This window comes from Leptolyngbya sp. FACHB-541, assembly GCF_014695875.1.
Taxonomy (GTDB): Bacteria; Cyanobacteriota; Cyanobacteriia; order Elainellales; family Elainellaceae; genus JAAUTN01.
The window spans coordinates 36,221-54,177 of record NZ_JACJPC010000077.1 but is presented as its reverse complement, the minus strand read 5'-3'; the positions used below and the strand labels follow the sequence as shown (position 1 = coordinate 54,177).

General features: G+C 50.7%; 14 protein-coding genes. 10 read left to right on the top strand and 4 right to left on the bottom strand.

From position 1 onward, the window contains the following. The first annotated feature begins 679 nt into the window (after positions 1–679). The 3 genes from ispE to H6G00_RS17230 all read left to right on the top strand — a co-directional run bounded on the left by ispE (position 680) and on the right by H6G00_RS17230 (position 2,904). On the top strand, positions 680–1,639 hold the full coding sequence (gene ispE / locus H6G00_RS17240; RefSeq protein ID WP_190797700.1) for a 4-(cytidine 5'-diphospho)-2-C-methyl-D-erythritol kinase: 960 nt from the start codon (positions 680–682) through the stop codon (positions 1,637–1,639). 179 nt (positions 1,640–1,818) lie between these two features. Continuing rightward, positions 1,819–2,163, top strand: a complete 345-nt coding sequence (locus H6G00_RS17235) for a DUF3082 domain-containing protein (protein ID WP_190642764.1) — start codon at positions 1,819–1,821, stop codon at positions 2,161–2,163. A gap of 18 nt (positions 2,164–2,181) precedes the next feature. Then, positions 2,182–2,904, top strand: coding sequence for a TrkA family potassium uptake protein (locus H6G00_RS17230; protein WP_190797699.1), 723 nt, complete (start codon positions 2,182–2,184; stop codon positions 2,902–2,904). Between the two features lie 118 nt (positions 2,905–3,022). Here the strand turns inward: H6G00_RS17230 and H6G00_RS17225 are convergent, their stop codons facing one another. Further along, complete coding sequence (locus tag H6G00_RS17225; protein WP_190797698.1) at positions 3,023–3,721, bottom strand: MotA/TolQ/ExbB proton channel family protein; 699 nt, start codon at positions 3,719–3,721, stop codon at positions 3,023–3,025. A gap of 175 nt (positions 3,722–3,896) precedes the next feature. Then, positions 3,897–5,207 (bottom strand): FAD-dependent hydroxylase, encoded by a 1,311-nt coding sequence (locus H6G00_RS17220; protein ID WP_190797697.1) that lies wholly within the window; start codon positions 5,205–5,207, stop codon positions 3,897–3,899. 354 nt (positions 5,208–5,561) lie between these two features. On the opposite strand from H6G00_RS17220, the gene H6G00_RS17215 reads away from it, so the two are divergent. Then, positions 5,562–6,524, top strand: a complete 963-nt coding sequence (locus H6G00_RS17215) for a sensor domain-containing diguanylate cyclase (RefSeq protein WP_190797696.1) — start codon at positions 5,562–5,564, stop codon at positions 6,522–6,524. 14 nt (positions 6,525–6,538) lie between these two features. Here the strand turns inward: H6G00_RS17215 and H6G00_RS17210 are convergent, their stop codons facing one another. Further along, entirely contained in the window at positions 6,539–9,436 is a 2,898-nt protein-coding gene (locus H6G00_RS17210) for a GAF domain-containing protein (RefSeq protein WP_199318549.1), read from the bottom strand. 470 nt (positions 9,437–9,906) lie between these two features. On the opposite strand from H6G00_RS17210, the gene H6G00_RS17205 reads away from it, so the two are divergent. The 4 genes from H6G00_RS17205 (at position 9,907) to H6G00_RS17190 (ending at position 15,588) form a co-directional block, all read left to right on the top strand. Then, positions 9,907–12,543: a chloride channel protein gene (locus H6G00_RS17205; protein WP_190797695.1), complete on the top strand. Its 2,637-nt coding sequence runs from the start codon at positions 9,907–9,909 to the stop codon at positions 12,541–12,543. 467 nt (positions 12,544–13,010) lie between these two features. After that, positions 13,011–13,799: a DUF928 domain-containing protein gene (locus tag H6G00_RS17200; RefSeq protein WP_190642771.1), complete on the top strand. Its 789-nt coding sequence runs from the start codon at positions 13,011–13,013 to the stop codon at positions 13,797–13,799. 115 nt (positions 13,800–13,914) lie between these two features. Further along, positions 13,915–14,676 (top strand): DUF928 domain-containing protein, encoded by a 762-nt coding sequence (locus H6G00_RS17195; RefSeq protein ID WP_190642772.1) that lies wholly within the window; start codon positions 13,915–13,917, stop codon positions 14,674–14,676. Positions 14,677–14,706: 30 nt separating this feature from the next. Continuing rightward, positions 14,707–15,588, top strand: coding sequence for a DUF928 domain-containing protein (locus H6G00_RS17190; protein ID WP_190642773.1), 882 nt, complete (start codon positions 14,707–14,709; stop codon positions 15,586–15,588). Here H6G00_RS17190 and H6G00_RS17185 read toward each other — a convergent pair. After that, the gene (locus H6G00_RS17185) at positions 15,571–16,338 is read right to left on the bottom strand and encodes a YebC/PmpR family DNA-binding transcriptional regulator (protein WP_190797693.1); all 768 of its coding nucleotides are present in this window, start codon (positions 16,336–16,338) and stop codon (positions 15,571–15,573) included. The two genes, H6G00_RS17190 and H6G00_RS17185, sit on opposite strands and share 18 nt — an antisense overlap. A gap of 755 nt (positions 16,339–17,093) precedes the next feature. Between H6G00_RS17185 and H6G00_RS17180 the strand changes: the two genes are divergently transcribed. Together H6G00_RS17180 and H6G00_RS17175 are read left to right on the top strand one after the other, a co-directional pair. Then, positions 17,094–17,399 carry a WGxxGxxG family protein gene (locus H6G00_RS17180; protein WP_190642775.1) on the top strand — a complete coding sequence of 102 codons (306 nt, stop codon included), beginning with the start codon at positions 17,094–17,096 and terminating at the stop codon, positions 17,397–17,399. Positions 17,400–17,514: 115 nt separating this feature from the next. Next, positions 17,515–17,823, top strand: coding sequence for a WGxxGxxG family protein (locus H6G00_RS17175; protein ID WP_347278192.1), 309 nt, complete (start codon positions 17,515–17,517; stop codon positions 17,821–17,823). The last annotated feature ends 134 nt before the right edge of the window (positions 17,824–17,957 follow it).

Genomic DNA, 17,957 nt, shown 5'->3' with positions numbered 1-17,957 from the left:
CGTCTAACAGCATTTCAGGCCCTCCAGAGTCAGCAGGGTTAGCATAATAGCAGAGTTGTTCCCGTACTCTACATCTCTAGAGTGACGGGTATGCTATTTTCCCGCAAGTCCCTAAGTTTACGAGTTTGCAAAGCTGTGTATATTGCGGACTAACAACCCTAGTGCAGCGGATTGACCAAAACCGCTTTGTGTCGTTGCAAAGTTTCTGGCAACCGCTGACTAGGAACGTTATGTTGTTGAGTGTTTAGCAAAGTATCAGAATTTAGTTAAATTTAAGCCAAAATTAAGTGGCGGAACACTTCTCCATGCAGAAGTCAGTGGAAGTCAGTGATCTATTAGTCTATTCAGGAAGCAGCAGCGGTAAGAAAGCAAAGAGAAATTGCTAACAATTTGTTGCGAGAAGGACTGCCAATTGAAATTATTGCTCGTGTGATAGGGCGGTCAATTGAGGAACTCCAACAGCTTCAACAGCCATTAAACAGGGCTCTGTAAGATTCACCCTGCTCGGCGTGGCGATCGCAGCATAACAGCTCCATTACGAGCCATGACACACTCTAATCAGTGGCACACAAGGAATACAGTATGAGGTCAAGAGCGCAAATTAACTAGTCTTTAGTCACCCATCGCGATAGACAATAGACTAGTATCACGTCCTCATCCTTCATCCCTCATCCTTCCAATGCGCTCCTACTCCCTGATTGCCCCGGCTAAAATCAACCTTTACCTGGAAATTATTGGCGATCGCCCTGATGGATATCATGAGCTGGCAATGGTTCTCCAGGGAATTGATTTAGCAGATCGAATCGATCTCAATGCCAATGGGGTCGATCAATTTCGGCTGCACTGCGATCATCCCGAAGTGCCTGCTGATGAGAGCAATTTGGCTTACAAAGCAGCCTTGCTGATGGCAGCAGAGTTTCCGGATGCATTTGAGCAGTATGGCGGAGTAAATATCACGATTCACAAACACATTCCAGTTGGGGCTGGGTTGGCGGGTGGCTCGACCAATGGTGCAGCGGTGCTGGTGGGGCTGGATTTGATTTGGGGGTTAGGACTGACTCAAGGCGAGCTACAGGATTTGGCGGCAAAGTTGGGGTCAGACGTGCCGTTTTGCATCGCAGGGGGAACGGCGATCGCCACCGGACGAGGCGAACAGCTTTCACCGCTGCCCAGCATTAACTCCCTTTATGCGGTGCTAGCCAAGTACCGCAGTCTCAGCGTTTCGACGGTTTGGGCATACCAGACCTATCGTAAACAGTTTGGCGATTCCTATAGCCCTGTTTCCACAACGGGTTCCGCTGTCGGAACATCGACTACGCCAAAGCAGCGTGCCCATGCGGGTGAAATTGTGGCTGCGATTATGCATCATGACAGTTCCAAAATCGGTAAGCTGTTGCACAACGATTTGGAAAAAGTCGTCCTGCCTGCCCACCCGCAGGTGGCTCAGTTGCGAGAAACAATACAGCAGTTCAATCCGTTAGGGACAATGATGTCAGGGTCGGGTCCAACGGTCTTTGCCCTGGCTGAGTCACAGGCAGAGGCAAAACATTTGCAACAGCAGATTCAGGCTGCTTTGCCTGATCCGGATTTACAAACCTGGGTGACGCAGTTTAGGGCTGGCGGCATTCAAATTGTTTGATCTTGTAAATCCTCGAAGGGCGTAGCATTCGGGCAAGAATTGCGGGGAAGTTAGAAAATTTGTCTACCTCATGCTGCGCTGATACACCCGGTGAGTAGCAAATTGTAAGGGCGAAATCTTTTTTGCTCTCGCTCGATATCATTTGAAAACTACCATTTGTAGAACATAACAAACGCACTATGGCAGACCTACCTTCACCAGATTCTTCTCAGCAAAATAAAAACTCTGCGGGTGAAACTCCGCCTACACCGTTGCGCTGCTTTACGGGGGCGATTATTGCAGGGGGGCTTGCTTTTCTCCTCTACCTGCTCAACCAAGCGATCATTCAAGGGCTTGCCGCAAAACCCTTGCCCACGAGCAGCGTGACAGCAACTAACATTGCCGTTGCAGTGAGAACCTTGGTCATTGGCTTAAGCACACTAGCGACTGCAATTTTTGCGATCGCCGCCCTCGGACTGATTGCTCTAGGAATTCAGCTTTTAATTCAACAATTGCGCCAACCTTCCCTATCAAACAAAGAATAAGTTTAGGAGATGATCAACATGTATGTCCTCATTGGTGGCGCTGGCATGATGGGGCTACGTTTAGCCCAAAACTTGTTAGAGATGGGGCATACCGTTGCCATCATTGACACCGATCCCCTTGCCTGCCAATTTGCTCGTGAAAAAATTGGCGTAATGTCCTTTGAGGGCAGCGCGGTCAGCACCTTGGTCTTGTTAGAAGCCGGAATTCGCAAAGCCGATGCAGTCGCAGCAACGCTCAGCAGCGATGCCTTGAACCTAGCGATGGTGACGCTTTCTAAGCACTACGGGGTGCCTCACATCGTCGTGCGAATGAGCGAACAGGATTTCTTTGAACCCTACCGCATCGCCGGAGCCAATCATGTGATTAGCACGATTGACCTGGCTGTCACGACAATGGCAAATGCGATCGAATACCCCGAAGTGGAGTCGATGATGCACTTTGAGCAGGGGCAGGTAGAAGTGTTAAAACTGCCGGTTCCGGCTAACTGCTACATTACCGGGCGTACCGTTGCCCACGTTGCTCAAGACCCCAGCTTCCCCAAAGGCTCATTGATGATTGGCTACCAGTGCCATTCCTGTGCTGATTTGATCATTCCAAATGGCAGCACGGTCTTGGAAGCTGGCTCAACAATTCTCGTCGTGACTAAACCTGATTTAGTTCACAAGATGATCGACTTCATGGGCCTTTGCACTAATCGTCTTCCAACTCTAGAAGTTGCTTCATCCAGCGCTCTGACGTAGGTTTGCACCAGATCTTCTGAGAGAATGCGTTTGCGAATTTAGCATGGGAGTTAGCTCAACTTCTATCAGTTGGGAAGTTTGGCGACGATCGTTAAATCACATAGCTGAAGTTTAGAGCTTAGTTGCCGTCGGCGATAGGGCGACCCGACATAGCAGCAGCGGGGACGTAGTTTTCATCGGCGATCGCAGGCTCATACCAGACCTGACGATAGATTAGCTCAAGCTCATTGCCCACTTCCGAAAAGTAGTCCATTTGCCGCGCCTGAAGCGACACCATCACCCGAAAAACCGCTAACGCCAAAATTGCCACAACCATTCCAGCCGCAGTGGTGATCAACGCTTCCCCAATTCCGGCTGCGGCTGCGGTTGCCTGCTGGGTAGTACCGCCACCGCCAATATTGAGGTTGTTGAACGTGCCAATCAAGCCCGTCACGGTACCCAACAGTCCCAGCAGCGGCGAAACCGCAACCACCGTTTCTAAAAGCTTGTCACCCTTTCGCATTTGCACAAATTCTTTATCGCCTGTTGCTTCCATTGCTAGACGAAAAGTTTCAGGGCTGGGATTTCTCAGTCGCAAAGGCGCTAGCAGGAAGCGTCCAATAGGCAGAGTTTGCGCTTTTTCAGCGATCGCCCCAGCCTCATTCAGATCGTAGCGGGCTGCATCCAGCACATCATGTACAATCCGGTCTTCCTGGCTCAAGAGCTGATACCAAAACCAGCTGCGCTCAAGCGCACAGGCGATCGTCGCGACCGACAATCCCACAATAGGAACCATGACTGGGCCGCCTTTGATAACGGTTTCAAGGACTGGGAACATGGTGGTGCAGAAATGCTACTTCCAAATTCTTAATAGACTTGACTTCCCCCGTTGAGAATATCCGAATCGCTCTGGAGACTCTTTAATGAGGTAAGCAAAAGATCAACTCAAGGTTAAATCATAGCGGGGATTGGGGATTGGGAATCTGAAAATTTTGGTGCTCTGGAGTAAATGGTTAAGAAGGTTTTGCTAGATCTGGTAAGCGTCCGCTTGATCCAGTCATGAGTCGGAGTGCTAGCCATTTGAGGGGACGAGTAGCACGCATTACCCGCAACCCTAATCGCCGACTGAGCCGCAGAGGCGCCCAGTTGGTTGAGAAACAGCGATCGAGCAGGTCAGTGAAACCGAGAATGGTTAAATTTTCTAGCCAACGCCAGCGTTCGTAGCGTTTTAGGACGCGTAACGTGCCGATGTCCTCGCCGTTCTGGTGCGCCCTTTGCAAAACTTGAGCCAGGGCAGCCGCATCTCGAATTCCCATGTTCAAGCCCTGCCCGCCGACGGGATGGCAGCAATGGGCTGCATCCCCGATTAGCGCTAAGCGGGGAAGTGTATAGCGATTGCTATGCATCAGCTGCACCGGAAATAGGAGGCGATCGCTCACCAGGGTCAGATGTCCCAGTTGTCCGTCATAGCGGCGGTCTAGCTCTGCCAAAAACTCAGCGTCGCTCAGGTTCATGAAGGCTTTTGCTTCAGCATGGGGAGCCGTAAGAACGATCTGACAGCGGTTATCGGGAAGTGGCAGAGTAGCAAACGGGCCGCTTTCCCAAAAGTGTTCGCGGGCGATGTTGCCGTGTGGCTTTTCAGGTTGAATCACTGCGGTAATGCACGACTGCCAATATTGCCACCCGTGAGTGCCAATGCCTGCCTGCTGGCGCATGGGCGATCGCGTTCCATCGGCTGCGACCAGCAGCCGCGTTTTAATCGATTGAACCTTTCCCTGCATCGAGACGGTCAGTGTAACGCAATCGGGCTGATAGTCTGCGGACAAGACCTCTGCCGGGGAGAGCCAGCTTACCTGTTCTGCATCTTCCAGGCTCTCCTGTAGAGCTTGCAGCAAAACCCGATGTTCTGCCACGTAGCCCAGTGCCTCAGTCCCTAAATCTTGAGGTTGAAACTGCACTGCTGCCGGATAGTCAGCGTCGGCAAGATGAATTTGGCGAAAAGTGGTGATCTGGGGCAGAATTTGCGCCCAGAGTCCTAACCCGGCAAAAATTTTGCTGGAGGTCAGCGTGATGTGATATGCCCGTCGCCGCTCGAGTCCAGCAGTCCGAGGTTGTGCTTCAATGAGTGCGATCTTTAGCCCCGCTTGCTTGAGGGCAGAGGCTAGGGTCAGCCCCACAATTCCCCCACCCACGATCGCCAGGTCATAGTCTACAGAGAGGCGATCGCAACGATAAGTTTGAAGCCCAGTTTGAAGTTCAAACGGGTGAGACGAATTACGACCAGAGGCAAGCGAAGCCGGAGATGGAAGCGGATTTAACACCATTGATCAAACCGTAATCAATCAAGCCGAACAAGTTAAGTCGAACAAGTAAGTAGTTATACCTTCCTTATTCTGACGCGATCGCCCTCACTAGTCCACCTGGTTGAGGGAATTGGGGAAGCTAGGAAAAGTATGGCGCTACGTGCCTTGATTAAAACGTTTTTGCGTGAACTGCGCGGGAGCTTCTACACAAAAACTTGTCCTAAAGTATGGGCGCAGCGCTATAAAGGGCAGCCTTCCATGAAGCTCCAGTAAATCTCAGCTTCCTTCCCAATTTCTTCACCTTTGGTTTTTAGCTTTGGAATATCGGCTTGCAAATGAGCTATTTATTCAATCGCAAATCCAGAGGCAAGAAAAATGTCAGACTTAGAGGAAATCAATCAGCTTTTGCAGGCGAAAGTAGAGCGACTTCAGAAAGCCGAAAAAGCACTGCGTCAAAACGAAGCAAATCTACTGAATTTAATTGAAAGTACTCAGGATGCTGTCTGGTCTGTGGATTCACACTACACGGTGTTGACGCTCAATTTGGCGTTTAAGCAACTGTTTTTACTTGCATTTGATGTAGAACTTGCTCCTGGAATGAATGCAATAGATTGCCTGCCTGCTGAGCAACGAACGTTATGGATTGACTACTACAACCGCGCTTTGAAGGGCGATCGCTTTGATGCTGAGCACTATTATTTTTTGAACGATATTTCTATTTACCTTGATATTTCTTTTAATCCAATCTTCGATCGCAGTGGGCTAATTACGGGGGTAGCTGTCTTTAGCAGAGACATTACCAACCGCAAGCAAACAGAAACTCAACTGTTGCACAGTGCCTTGCACGATGGGCTGACCGGATTGCCCAATCGCACTCTTTTTCTTGAGCGGTTAACCTACACCGCTGAGCGAGTGCAGCGGCAAAACGGTCTATTTGCAGTGATGTTTTTAGACCTGGATCAGTTCAAGCTGATCAACGACCAACTGGGACACTCAGCAGGCGATCATCTGCTGTGTCAGTTTGCTCAGGAGTTAGAAAATTGCCTCCATCTCGGTGATACCGCCAGTCATTTTGGGAATGACGAATTTGCCATTCTGCTGGACAACATTAGCGATATCAGTGAGGCTACTTCGGTCGTTGAGTGTATTCAGCAACGGTTAGTGCTGCCGTTTACGCTCAACAGGCATGAGGTTTTTGTGACTGCCAGTATTGGGATTGCCCTCAGCAACGGCTACGATCAGCCGCAAGATCTGTTGCACTATGCCAATGTCGCAATGCACCGCGCTAAAGAATCTGGTAAAACCTGTTACAAAATCTTTGACGCAGAAAACGTCTAACACCAATTCACGCTTTACAAGGAGTTTCTGGGAGAAGAAGGAATCTGAATGATAAATTCTGTACCCTGACCCGGAGCAGAGCGGCATTCAAGATTGCCACCATGTTTTTGCACCACGATTTGGTAGCTAATCGACATGCCTAGCCCCGTTCCCTGACCTACGGGCTTAGTTGTGAAAAAGGGGTCGAACAGACGCTCCTGAATATTGGGGGCCATTCCTGCGCCGTTGTCTTGAATGCGGATTGTGACTATTCCCCGAACGTTTTGTTCTATGTCAAGGCTAGAAGTCAAAGTCGTCTGAGTCGCAATTGGTTGTCCCAGCATTATTTCAGCTCCGGATTCAGATAACCTGGTCACCGTTGGTGAGTCGGGAGTAAACTCGGTTTGAATGGTAATCGTTTTAGGTTCGGGCTGGCTTTCCAGAGCATCGATCGCATTGCTCAAAATATTCATAAAGACCTGGTTAAGCTGTCCGGCGTAACATTCCACGGGTGGCAGTGCTCCATATTTCTTAATTACCCGGATGCCCGTACTGTTGCCGCAAGCCTTAAACCGATTGTGTAGGATGAGCAACGTGCTATCGATGCCTTCGTGAATGTTGACTGGCTTCATTGCAGCTTCGTCTAGGCGCGAGAAGTTGCGGAGAGAAAGCACAATTTGACGAATTCGATCTGCCCCGATTCGCATAGAGGCTAGCAGCTTGGGCAGGTCATCCGCGACAAACTCAATATCAATAGTCTGAATCAAAGCTTGAATTTCGGGCGCTGGGTCAGGATAGTACTGCTGATAAAGCTGAATCAGTTGCAGCAGGTCTTTGGTGTAATTGTTGGCATGAACTAGGTTGCCCGTGATGAAGTTGACGGGGTTGTTGATTTCGTGGGCAATGCCTGCCACCATTTGCCCTAGACTCGACATCTTCTCGGTCTGAATCAGCTGAGACTGGGTTTGCTGTAAGTTTTGCAGAGCTTCGGTCAGTTGTCTCGCTTGAGTCTCAGCGGCAAAGGCGGCAGCGCGAGTTTTGGCATAGAGTTCTGCCTGTTCGATGGCGATCGCCACCTGATCTACGACAGCGTGGAGCAGCTCCACTTCACTATCGCTCCAGGTGTGGGCGCGACTGTGGCTACAGACAATCGCGCCTAGCTGGTTAGATTGCGTTTCTAGCGGCACCAGCAGTTGCGCCATAATGCCACGATTGAGTAGCTCTTGTACCTCGGCGTCTCTTTCTAGCTCCTTGGTAGCATCATCAATCCGAATCATCTGTAGATTTAGGATGCTTACCGCTAGGGGGACAGTCTCTTCGGGTGGGCAGTCTCCTAGCAGGCTAGGCAAATTAGAACTGCAAGATTCGTGGGTGACAACCAGACTGGGGCGATCGTCGTTCATCCAGCACCAGAGAAAGTGACAGCGATCGATTTGCAAGAGCGATCGCACCTCACTTACGGTTGTCCCCAAAATCACATCCAGGTTGAGCGACTCCCGAATTTGACTAGCCAGGCGAAACAACAACGCTTCTCGGCGGCTCATCAAGGCTTCTCTCGCCCAGATACGGTCGATCGCCACGGCAATGCTGTTGGCGATCCAGCCGAGGGTGTTGAGGGTCGCTTCGCTCAGCGGTTGCCGACAAAACAAAGCCATTACGCCGACCAGACGATCTTCAACAATCAGGGGATAACCTGCGAAACTAACTAGGTTTTCGCGCTGCACCCAGTCGCGTGCGCCGATGCATACGTCGTTTTGCACATCATTGGTCAGGTAAGGCTGACGGAGTTGAGCGATAAAGCCAATGATGGAAATACTTAGAGGAATACGGCTATAAAAATCTTCGACGTGGGAATGCTGTCCGGCGATCGCCTGTAGCTCTAACAGTTTTGCCTCAGCGTTATACGTCCAGATGCGAACGAAGGTGGCATCAAGATACTGCATCGTGGTTTCGGTACAGCGTCCCAAAATTTCGGATAGCGCCCCGCCTTGCGCCAGCAGTACTCCCATCGCAGCAATAAACTCAGACAGGTGCGATCGCTGCAACAAGTCCATCTCCGACTGTTTGCGTGTCGTCACATCCCGAAAGTAAACGGACAGTCCTTCTTGATAAGGAAATGCCCTCACCTCAAACCAGCTTCCTAAAGGCGGGTAGAATTCTTCGAAGTGTACGGGAGTTTGCTGGGCGATCGATCGCCGATATTCTTGCTCAAATACAGAGCCGACTGTTTCGGGAAACACATCCCAAATGCGTCGCCCTAACAGTTCACTTCGAGTTCTAAACAGCGCCTTTTCAACCTGAGGATTGAGATAGGTAAACCGCCAGTTATGGTCGAGCGTGAAGAAAGCATCCGTAATGCTGGTCAGCAAGCGAGCCAGTTTACGCTTGGAACGGGTCTCGCCGGTCTTTTCGATTTGAGTTTGGTTGGCGATCGCTTCCTCTAGCTCTACTGACTTGCGCCGCAGTTCCAGTTGAGCAACAACCTGCTGGCTCAAGGTTTGCAAAGATTCTTGTTGCTCTAGACTGAGCGATCGCACGTCCCAGTCCATAACGCATAAGGTGCCGATCGGCAGCCCTTCTGGAGTAATCAGCGGCACACCTGCATAAGACCGAATGTGGGGATGCCCAGCTACCAGCGGATGCAGCCTGAACCGCTCATCTGCCAGCATGTCAGGTACGATCAGCATCCCTGCTTGCTGAATCACATGGGCACAAAACGATTGCTCCAGGCTAACGGGCAACTCTAGCCCAATGCTTGACTTTGACCAATAGTAATTGTCCACCAGAAAATTGACCATGGCGATCGGCACCTGGCAGATTTGAGTCGCCAGACGGGCGATCGCATCAAACGTAGCCTCTGGTTCAGTATCTAAAATCCGATACCGAAACAAGGCCGTAAGTCTGGCAGATTCATCAAGCAATCGTGCTGCCATCGGCTGCAATTATTGGTGACAACAAGGAACACAATCAACTTCTGTGAAACTTGTAAACAGCTCACAGCGACTCCTTCAGTGATTTCAGCACCCCAAACCACCACTGAAGCGATAACTACGAGTCAGATGCCCCCACCTGAGCAAATTTGTCTCCCAACCGCTCAGGTCAAGATAGACTTTCGAGCCGTAAAGTTTCTACTGATTAAAGAACACTCTAAACATCTCAAGATCCGGTAGCAACCCAGGTAGTAAACCCCTCTAAACTCTTAATACAAGCTCTCTAAAACAGTTGAAATCAACTCGTAATCAAATAAGGTAAACAAAAATAACAGAAGGTAGAGTGTTTTTATGAAAATTTGCCTCTTTGATATGTATACAAGCTGTGCGAAGTTTCTGATCCGCAAGCTTAAGGAAAATTAAATTTTCCGGCATCGCTCGTTCTTCCCTTTTAGTCCTTCATCTACCCGCCGATGTGGCATCTTTCCGTTCCCAGACAATTCCGACAGATTTTGGTCGGGTCAAAGCGTCTCGCTATCTTTGAAGCCTGCGTCATTGGACTTGTCTCTGGTTTGGCGGCCGTTTTGCTCAAGCAAGGAATTAGCTGGCTGAGCGGTTGGCGAATTGACCTTTCCGATCAGTTTCTCTGGGCGCTGCCTCTGGTCGGTCTTGGAGGCGGATGTTTAACGGGTTTACTGATCGAGCGTCTAGCCCCAGAAGCCGCAGGCAGTGGAATTCCACAGGTAAAAGCGGCACTAGCAAATTTTCCCATTCCACTCAACCTGCGAGTGGCGATCGTCAAGCTAATCAGCGTCACCTTGGCGCTGGGGTCAGGGTTAAGTCTGGGTCGTCAAGGTCCAACTGTGCAGATTGGTGCAGCACTTGCAGCTCAACTGAGCCAGTGGATTCCTACTTCACCCGAATATCGCAGGCAGCTTTTGGCCGCAGGAGCGGCCGCTGGACTGGCGGCTGGCTTTAATGCCCCGATCGCCGGAGTGCTGTTTGTGGTGGAGGAATTCCTGCAAGATTTTTCTGGATTGACGCTGGGTACTGCCATTCTGGCTTCGTTTATTGGAGCTGTTGTCTCGCGGCTCTTGGGTGGACAAGGACTCAGCCTTAATTCAATCGTCACGGGTAATGAGGTTCATGTCAGTTTTTCGCTGCAAGACATTCCCTTTTTTTTGGTTCTGGGGCTGCTAGCTGGGTTGCTAGGTGCGTTGTTTAGTCAGGGCATTTTTGTCAGTTTGAGCTTTTACCGCCGTACCCTGCACTTGGGATTGCCCTTGAAGGTTGGGCTGGCTGGATTGATTACTGGGCTGGTCGGAATGCTCCTGCCTCCCGCTGTGCGAGATGACACGGGACTGCAAGATTTTTTGAGTACTGGAGCGGCGGGTTGGCAGGTGACGCTGTTGGTTTTCTGGGTGAAATTTGTCCTGACGCTAGTCGCTTACGGCTCTGGGGCCCCTGGAGGACTTTTTGCGCCATCGTTGGTGCTGGGGTCAGCTTTGGGATACTTGGTTGGATTCTCGGCCCAGGGGTTAGAAACGCTGATTGGGATTCCCCTAGGAATTCCCGTTGGGGTCAGTCCTGCCAGCACCTATGCGTTAGCAGGAATGGGTGCTTTTTTTAGCGCCATTACACGAGGTCCGATTACGGCGATTGTCATCGTTTTTGAAATCACGACAGACTTTAATCTGGTGCTGCCGCTGATGATCGGCTCTGTGATCGCCTACCTGATTGCCGATCGCCTTGCTGGGGGATCGCTTTATAGCCGCCTCTTAGCCTGGAATGGCATTCACCTAGAAACGGTGACGGCAAATACTGGTCCGTGGGCTGACCTAACTGCAGCCACGCTAATGCAGCGGCGGGTTGAGACATTATCTAGCCAGATGAAGCTGAGCGAGGCAGTGCAGGCTTTTTCGCGATCGCACCATCGCGGTTTTCCGGTTGTCGATGATGGCAGGCTCGTGGGAATTGTCACCCAGAGCGATCTAGCAGACCCATCCCGTCGTCCCTCTGCCCTAGAGGAAGCGACTCTGTCAGATATCATGACCCCTCAGCCTGTCACGGTTAGCCCGTCTGATCCACTCACCCACGTACTCTATTTGCTTAATCGGTTTAAGCTCAGCCGCTTACCGGTGACCGAAGGGCCTAAGCTGGTTGGCATCATCACTCGCGCTGACATTATTCGGGCGGAGTCTGACCAGCTTAATGGCGAAACCCGGCAGTTTGGTCCGCAGCCAGAACCTTCCTATGTGGTCTATCAGACGCGATCGCCCGCTACTGGCAAGGGGCGGCTACTAGTACCGCTGAGCAATCCTCAAACGGCTCCGTTGCTGCTCAAAATTGCGTCAACTATTGCTCGCGATCGCGATTATGAACTGGAATGCCTACAAGTGATTATCGTGCCGCGCGGCAGTTCTCCAGCAGAAACAATGGTCAGGACAACCACCAGTCGCCGCTTACTGCGCCAAACTGAACAACTGGGGCGAGACTGGCAAATTCCGATTCATACTCAAATTCGGGTTGCCCATGATGCAGCGCAGGCAATGCTGGAGACGATTAAGGAGCGTCACATCGACCTGATTTTGATGGGCTGGAAGGGAACTACCGCTACGCCGGGGCGGGTGTTTGGCAGTGCAGTAGATACGGTTGTGCGACAGGCTGCCTGCGATGTTGTGGTGATCAAGCTCAGCAAGGCTGGAACTTTTGACCACTGGCTGGTGCCAATTGCAGGCGGACCAAACTCCCAGCAGGCTTTGCGGCTATTGCCAGCACTAACGACACTTAGCCCTTCCCCTACGGTCGAAATTTGTCAGGTATTTAATTCAATAGATTCGGCGGAAGACAATGTGCTGCTGCATCAGGCGGTAGAGCAACTGAGCAGCCAGGTGCATTATCCTGTGGTGGCTTGCCCAGCCTGGGGACATTCAGTCCCAGAAGCCATCCTGCATCTGGCGGTCAGAGATGCCTGCGATGTGATTGTGCTAGGAGCAAGTCGCGAGGGCTTGTTACAGCAGGCAATTAAGGGCAATATTCCAGAGGCGATCGCCCGCTATGGGGATCGCACCATCGTTCTGGTTAGAGGGGCGATCGCTGCTCAGCCTTAGCAGGAAAATAGGTATTTGGTTTATCTAATCTTCATCGGGCTAAACCGGAAACTTAAAACATCCGCGTTTAAATAGGAATCGGAGCCATAAGACGGTTATCGCTGCTGATACCCTCAGTTAGGTGAATGAGACGGATGAAATTAGTACGGAAACAAAAGCAAATACTCTGAATCTATAGAACAAGCACCTCCGTACTAGTTCTGATGCTCAGACGGGGGCAGATATAAATATAGTGAGTCGTCGAGGCCGTTGTTGAGTCACCTATTAAACCGCTATCCATTAATTCGGAAGGCTAGGCAAATCCTCACAGCCCAGACGTTGCACCGTCTCCAAGTTGTAGCCCCAACTTTATCAACTGGGAGTGTGAATCAACTCTGTGGCGATCGCTTCAGTCATTATCAATCTTTATTTTTCGAACAAACCATCTGCATCAAACGATCCCTGTGTGTTCATAGGATGGAATTAGCATGTACCGATTAAATCTGAATTCTAAAATTCGTCCAATCTTCGTCACGATTTGTTGTGCTTTTTCACTCGGCTTAGTAGTGGGAGGATTTCCTTTGATGGCGATCGCCCAGGAATACAACCCTCCAGATGTGGGTTTACCAGGACGGCGAGAAGGAGGGGGTACCCGCGGCTGCTGGAATGAGTTAGCGGTAGCCAACCCAACCCAATCCTCCTCCCAGTCATCGGTAGAAGAATTGCCTACTGCTCTGACTCCGGCTGAAAATTTTGGCTACACCACTTCAGAACGCCCTACTTTTTTCTTCTACATTCCTCAGCTTTACGCCGAGAAAGCCGTAGCAGCCGACTTTATGCTTTTGGATGAGCAAGGTAACGAAGTCTACAGCACCACCTTTCAACCAAGTCACAGCGCTAATGTGGTTAGCGTCACGCTGCCTGCTGATAGCGCGTCTGCTCTGGAACCTGGCAAACCATATCAGTGGAGCTTTGGCTTAACCTGCAACTTAGGCGATCGTTCTGGCGATCGCGTCATGGACGGCTGGATTCAGCGCGTTGAACCTACCGCTGCCCTAGAAACTGCCCTGGCAAATGCCACTCCAGCAGAACTTCCTGCCCTCTATGCCCAGTCAGGCATCTGGTATGACGCATTCGCCAGCCTGGTTGCGCTGCACACTACACCCACCAGCCAAACTTTTACAACTCAGTGGTCAACTCTACTCAACTCGGTTGGACTCAATCACATCGCTGAAGCTGCCTTTGCTCAGTGCTGCACTACTGCCCAGAGCGAATAAACTCGCTAGCATTGCCAGTGGCTCTATCCATGCGCACTCAATGCATTCTGCCGACTTGATCAAGACTGCTCAAAACACCGATAAGCCAACAAAACCGTTCTGAGAAGTAAGAGTCATGCATCGCCCCCTTTTTTTGCTTAACCGTTTCCCTGTTTCTCTCATGCTGGCGGTAGGAATATGGCTGGCTGCCCTGCCCACAGTGACCCTAGCTCAAGAGTACATTCCTCCTCAGCGTGGCTTGCCCGGTCGTCGCGAAGGAGGGGGCACTCGTGGAGATTGCCTCAGCAGCAGCCAGCGTCTGACAGCTCTCATGCCTGACACTAACTTTGGTAAAACGATTGCGGAGTATCCAACTTTTTTTTGGTACATTCCTGATGTGCAGCCCGAAGCAGCGGAGTTTGTGCTGTTAGATGAGAACGACAATGAGCTATATCGCACTCGGTTTCAGGTAACGGGTGCATCAGGGGTGATTAGCCTGAGCCTGCCTGAAAATGCCGGGATGCCACCCCTAGAAGTCGGGAAGGACTATCACTGGTACTTCTCCCTAATTTGTGACGATGTCGATCGATCAGGTGATCCTTATACTGAGGGCTGGATTCAACGGGTTGAGCCAGAAGCAGCTCTGCTGGCTCGGTTAGAAACAGCCTCGCTCCGCGATCGCCCCACTATCTATGCGTCCGCTGGCATCTGGCACGATGCGCTTACATCCCTCGCCGAGCTGCGTCGCGCCAATCCTCAAAACGCCAGTTTCATGAGAGGCTGGAGAACTCTGCTTGACTCGGTGGAGCTAGCAAAAGTGGCAGATCAGCCATTCGTCCCCTGCTGTGAGCAGGTTAGCAGCCAGCCTGTCAGCAGCAATCTGGGCATTAGCCCCTAACCCTCTACAGTTCCTTATTCGGTGTTCCCTATGCACTGCGATCGCCCTCGACTTATTCGCATTGCGGCTTACCTGACGACATTAGGGCTATTGCTCAATAGCGGTTTGCCGTCAGCCTTGGCGCAGCAGTACGTTCCACCAGAGCGGGGGTTACCTCAGCGTTTAGGGGATGGCGGCACACGGGCAGGAGACTTCGGGAGTCCGTCTGGGACAGACGCACCCCCAACCGACCAGCCCGGTTTTGAACTGGAGAGCCCATCTGCTCGACCTGCACCTGGAGGATATACCCCACCTGCACCAGGGTTGCCGGGTCGGCGTGAGGCAGGTGGTACAAGGGGCAGCGGTAACTGCATCGATCACTCACAACTGGATGACTCGCAACTGGTTGCCTTAATGCCAATGGACAACTACGGAAGAACGCTGTCGGGCTATCCGACGCTGTTCTGGCGGGTTCCCTCAAATCAAGCAGAGGCAATAGAGCTGGTCTTGTTTGACGAGGCAGACAACGAGATTTATCGCACTATATTGCAGATTACCGGTGAAGCGGGAATTGTTAGCCTAGCGTTACCCGCCCATGCTGGAATGCCGCCCTTAGAAGTGGATGCGCTATACCGCTGGTCTTTCTCTTTGATTTGCGATTCAGCCGATCGCTCAGCCGACCTCTACACCGAAGGCTGGCTTCATCGAGTTGAGCCTGCCCCTGATCTGGCGGCTGAAATCGAGGCAGCAGCAGAGAGCGATCGCCCCTCCATTTATGCTGCTGCCGGACTCTGGCATGATGCTCTGTCTGCAATCGCCGAGCAGCGCCGCACCAATCCTGAAGACGAAGCAGCGGCAGCCCGTTGGCGCAATTTATTGGAATCAGTCGGGCTAGGGGCTGTTGCTGATGAACCGTTAGACCATGCTGACTGACATGAGTTCATCTGCCATATCAAAGTTAGCGTTGACAGACTGCACGTCATCCAGGTCTTCTAGCGCATCCATTAGTTTGAGCAGCGATCGCGCCTGGTCAGAGTCAATCACTTCTACGGAATTTTGCGGAATCCAGCGCAGTTCGGTCTGCTGAATTTTATAGCCTTTTTCCTGTAAAACTTGGCTCAGGGCTTCCAGGTTGATGGGTTCCGTGAAGACCTCAGCTCCCGCTGCTTCATCGATCTCAACCAGTTCGTAGGATTCTGCTCCGCCTTCCAGCGATGCTTCTAGCAACTCATCTTCGTCAATCTCCCCAATCAGGGTGACAACGCCCTTCTGTTCAAACATCCAGCCGACACAGCCCGTTTCTCCCAAGTTGCCGCCTGCTTTGTTAAAGGCGGCCCTGAGGTCAGCGGCAGTGCGGTTGCGGTTGTCGGTAAATGCTTCGATCAAGACAGCTACACCGCCCGGACCATACCCCTCATAGCGAATTGCCTCCAGCGCATCTGCATCTGCGCCTAGCTTGCCGGAGCCTTTAGCGATCGCCCGTTCGATATTGTCATTGGGAATTCCAGCCGCTTTTGCTTTCTCAATTGCCGTGCGAAGCTGAAAATTACCATCAGGGTCAGGCACTCCGCTCCGGGCTGCCACAATAATCTCCCGCGAGATCTTGGCAAAGGTTTTGCCCTTCACCGCATCTACTCTGGCTTTTTGCCGCTTAATATTTGCCCACTTACTGTGTCCTGCCATGCGCTAATCAGTTCATGCTGTGAGATAACGTCCAAACCTAGAATAGTAAACCTGCTGCGTGTGTGTCTGATTGCGCCCTATCTACCGCAGTAGTAGAACTCAAGGCTCGCTTGCTTGCTATACGTTTTAGTTGCACTCATGGGGCTGATTCCTGACCGCCGCATCGAAAAAACTCTAATTTCATAGGGGCTGCCCAAAGCTATATTTCTCCTATTCTTGGTTCCACTTACAACCGATTTGAGGCTGCTGTAAGAATCTATAGAATTCGTAGATTAGTTCGCAACCAAAGAATGTTTAGAAATGTGTATTTTCTGAGAATATCTGTTTTTATGTCTTTTCAAAGTCTTAACCCAAAGCTTCCTATTTCTAGAACAGAACCCCAGTATTTCTAATATTTCTAAATTCGATTCTCATTTTTATTTAAAGCTAAAACTTCAGTGAATCAAAGGTTTCGGCTTTTTGAATGTACAAGAATTGAAATTAAGTCGATTGATTCTTCTAAGGCTGATTCTATTGAAAAGGTTGGAATAGATTCGTCTCTGCTAATCCTCTATCTCTGCAGGATGACTAGGCTTGATCCGGGTTTATCGCTCTAGGTTGATTCAAGTCTTGAAGACAAACGAATACTGTAGAGACATGGTTGTTGAATAGCTAAAACAAACGATTTAACAAGCCGTCAACAACTCATTGAACACGTGCAGTCGTTGCACTGCCAGATCTCCTTAACAAATGAGAATTAGCGAGGATACTTAACTATGAAACTTTCCAATTTCGCCAAATTGGCTGGAGCCAGTGCACTAGGACTGAGCCTGACTGTGTTGTCTGTAGGTGCGCCTAGCTTTGCGCAAGATGCTCCTGCGGTTGATGGCACCACAACAACCACTGAGACGGAAGTGGAAGGCACTGAGACGGAAGTGGAAGGCGATCGCGACTTTGACTGGGGTTGGCTGGGTCTGTTGGGTCTGATCGGCTTGGCTGGTTTGGCTCGCAAAGATGATGATCACACTACCCGTTACCGCGAACCTGACGAAGTAAGCCGGACTTCTTCTACACGCTACTAATCCAGATTAGGCGGTAAGAATTGGACTGATAAGAGAATAAGGGTCTTAGGAATGTTCTAAGACCCGCCGCCATCAGGACAGTTGAAAAATTTTTTGATAGAAATTTGCACTCTAAATGAAGGAAGTGAATATGAAAAGCATGGACTTTTCTAAGATTATGAAAGCTGGTATCTTAGCAGCCAGCCTAGTTCTAGTGCCCGTTGTCCCATCTGCGCTCGCTCAAACCGAATCAAACAACCCCACTCTAGACACCACTCCTTTGCAAGAGAGTAGTGATGACGCAAACAATTGGGGCTGGTTGGGTTTACTCGGATTGATTGGTGTAGCAAATTTGTTCCGCAAACGCAAGACCACTGAAGTTTATCGAGAGCCAGATGTCGCAAGTGGTACAACTGGTACAACTGGTACTGGATATCGCGAGTAGACGGATCGCTCTCAAGCTCAAAATCCTCCCAACTTGAGCTTGGACCTGTAACCGAATTAAGTTTTGATATCGCCAGCTCTGATCTTAATCAGGGCTGGCGTATTTTGTAGTAACGGTTACTCAGCATTCAGGCA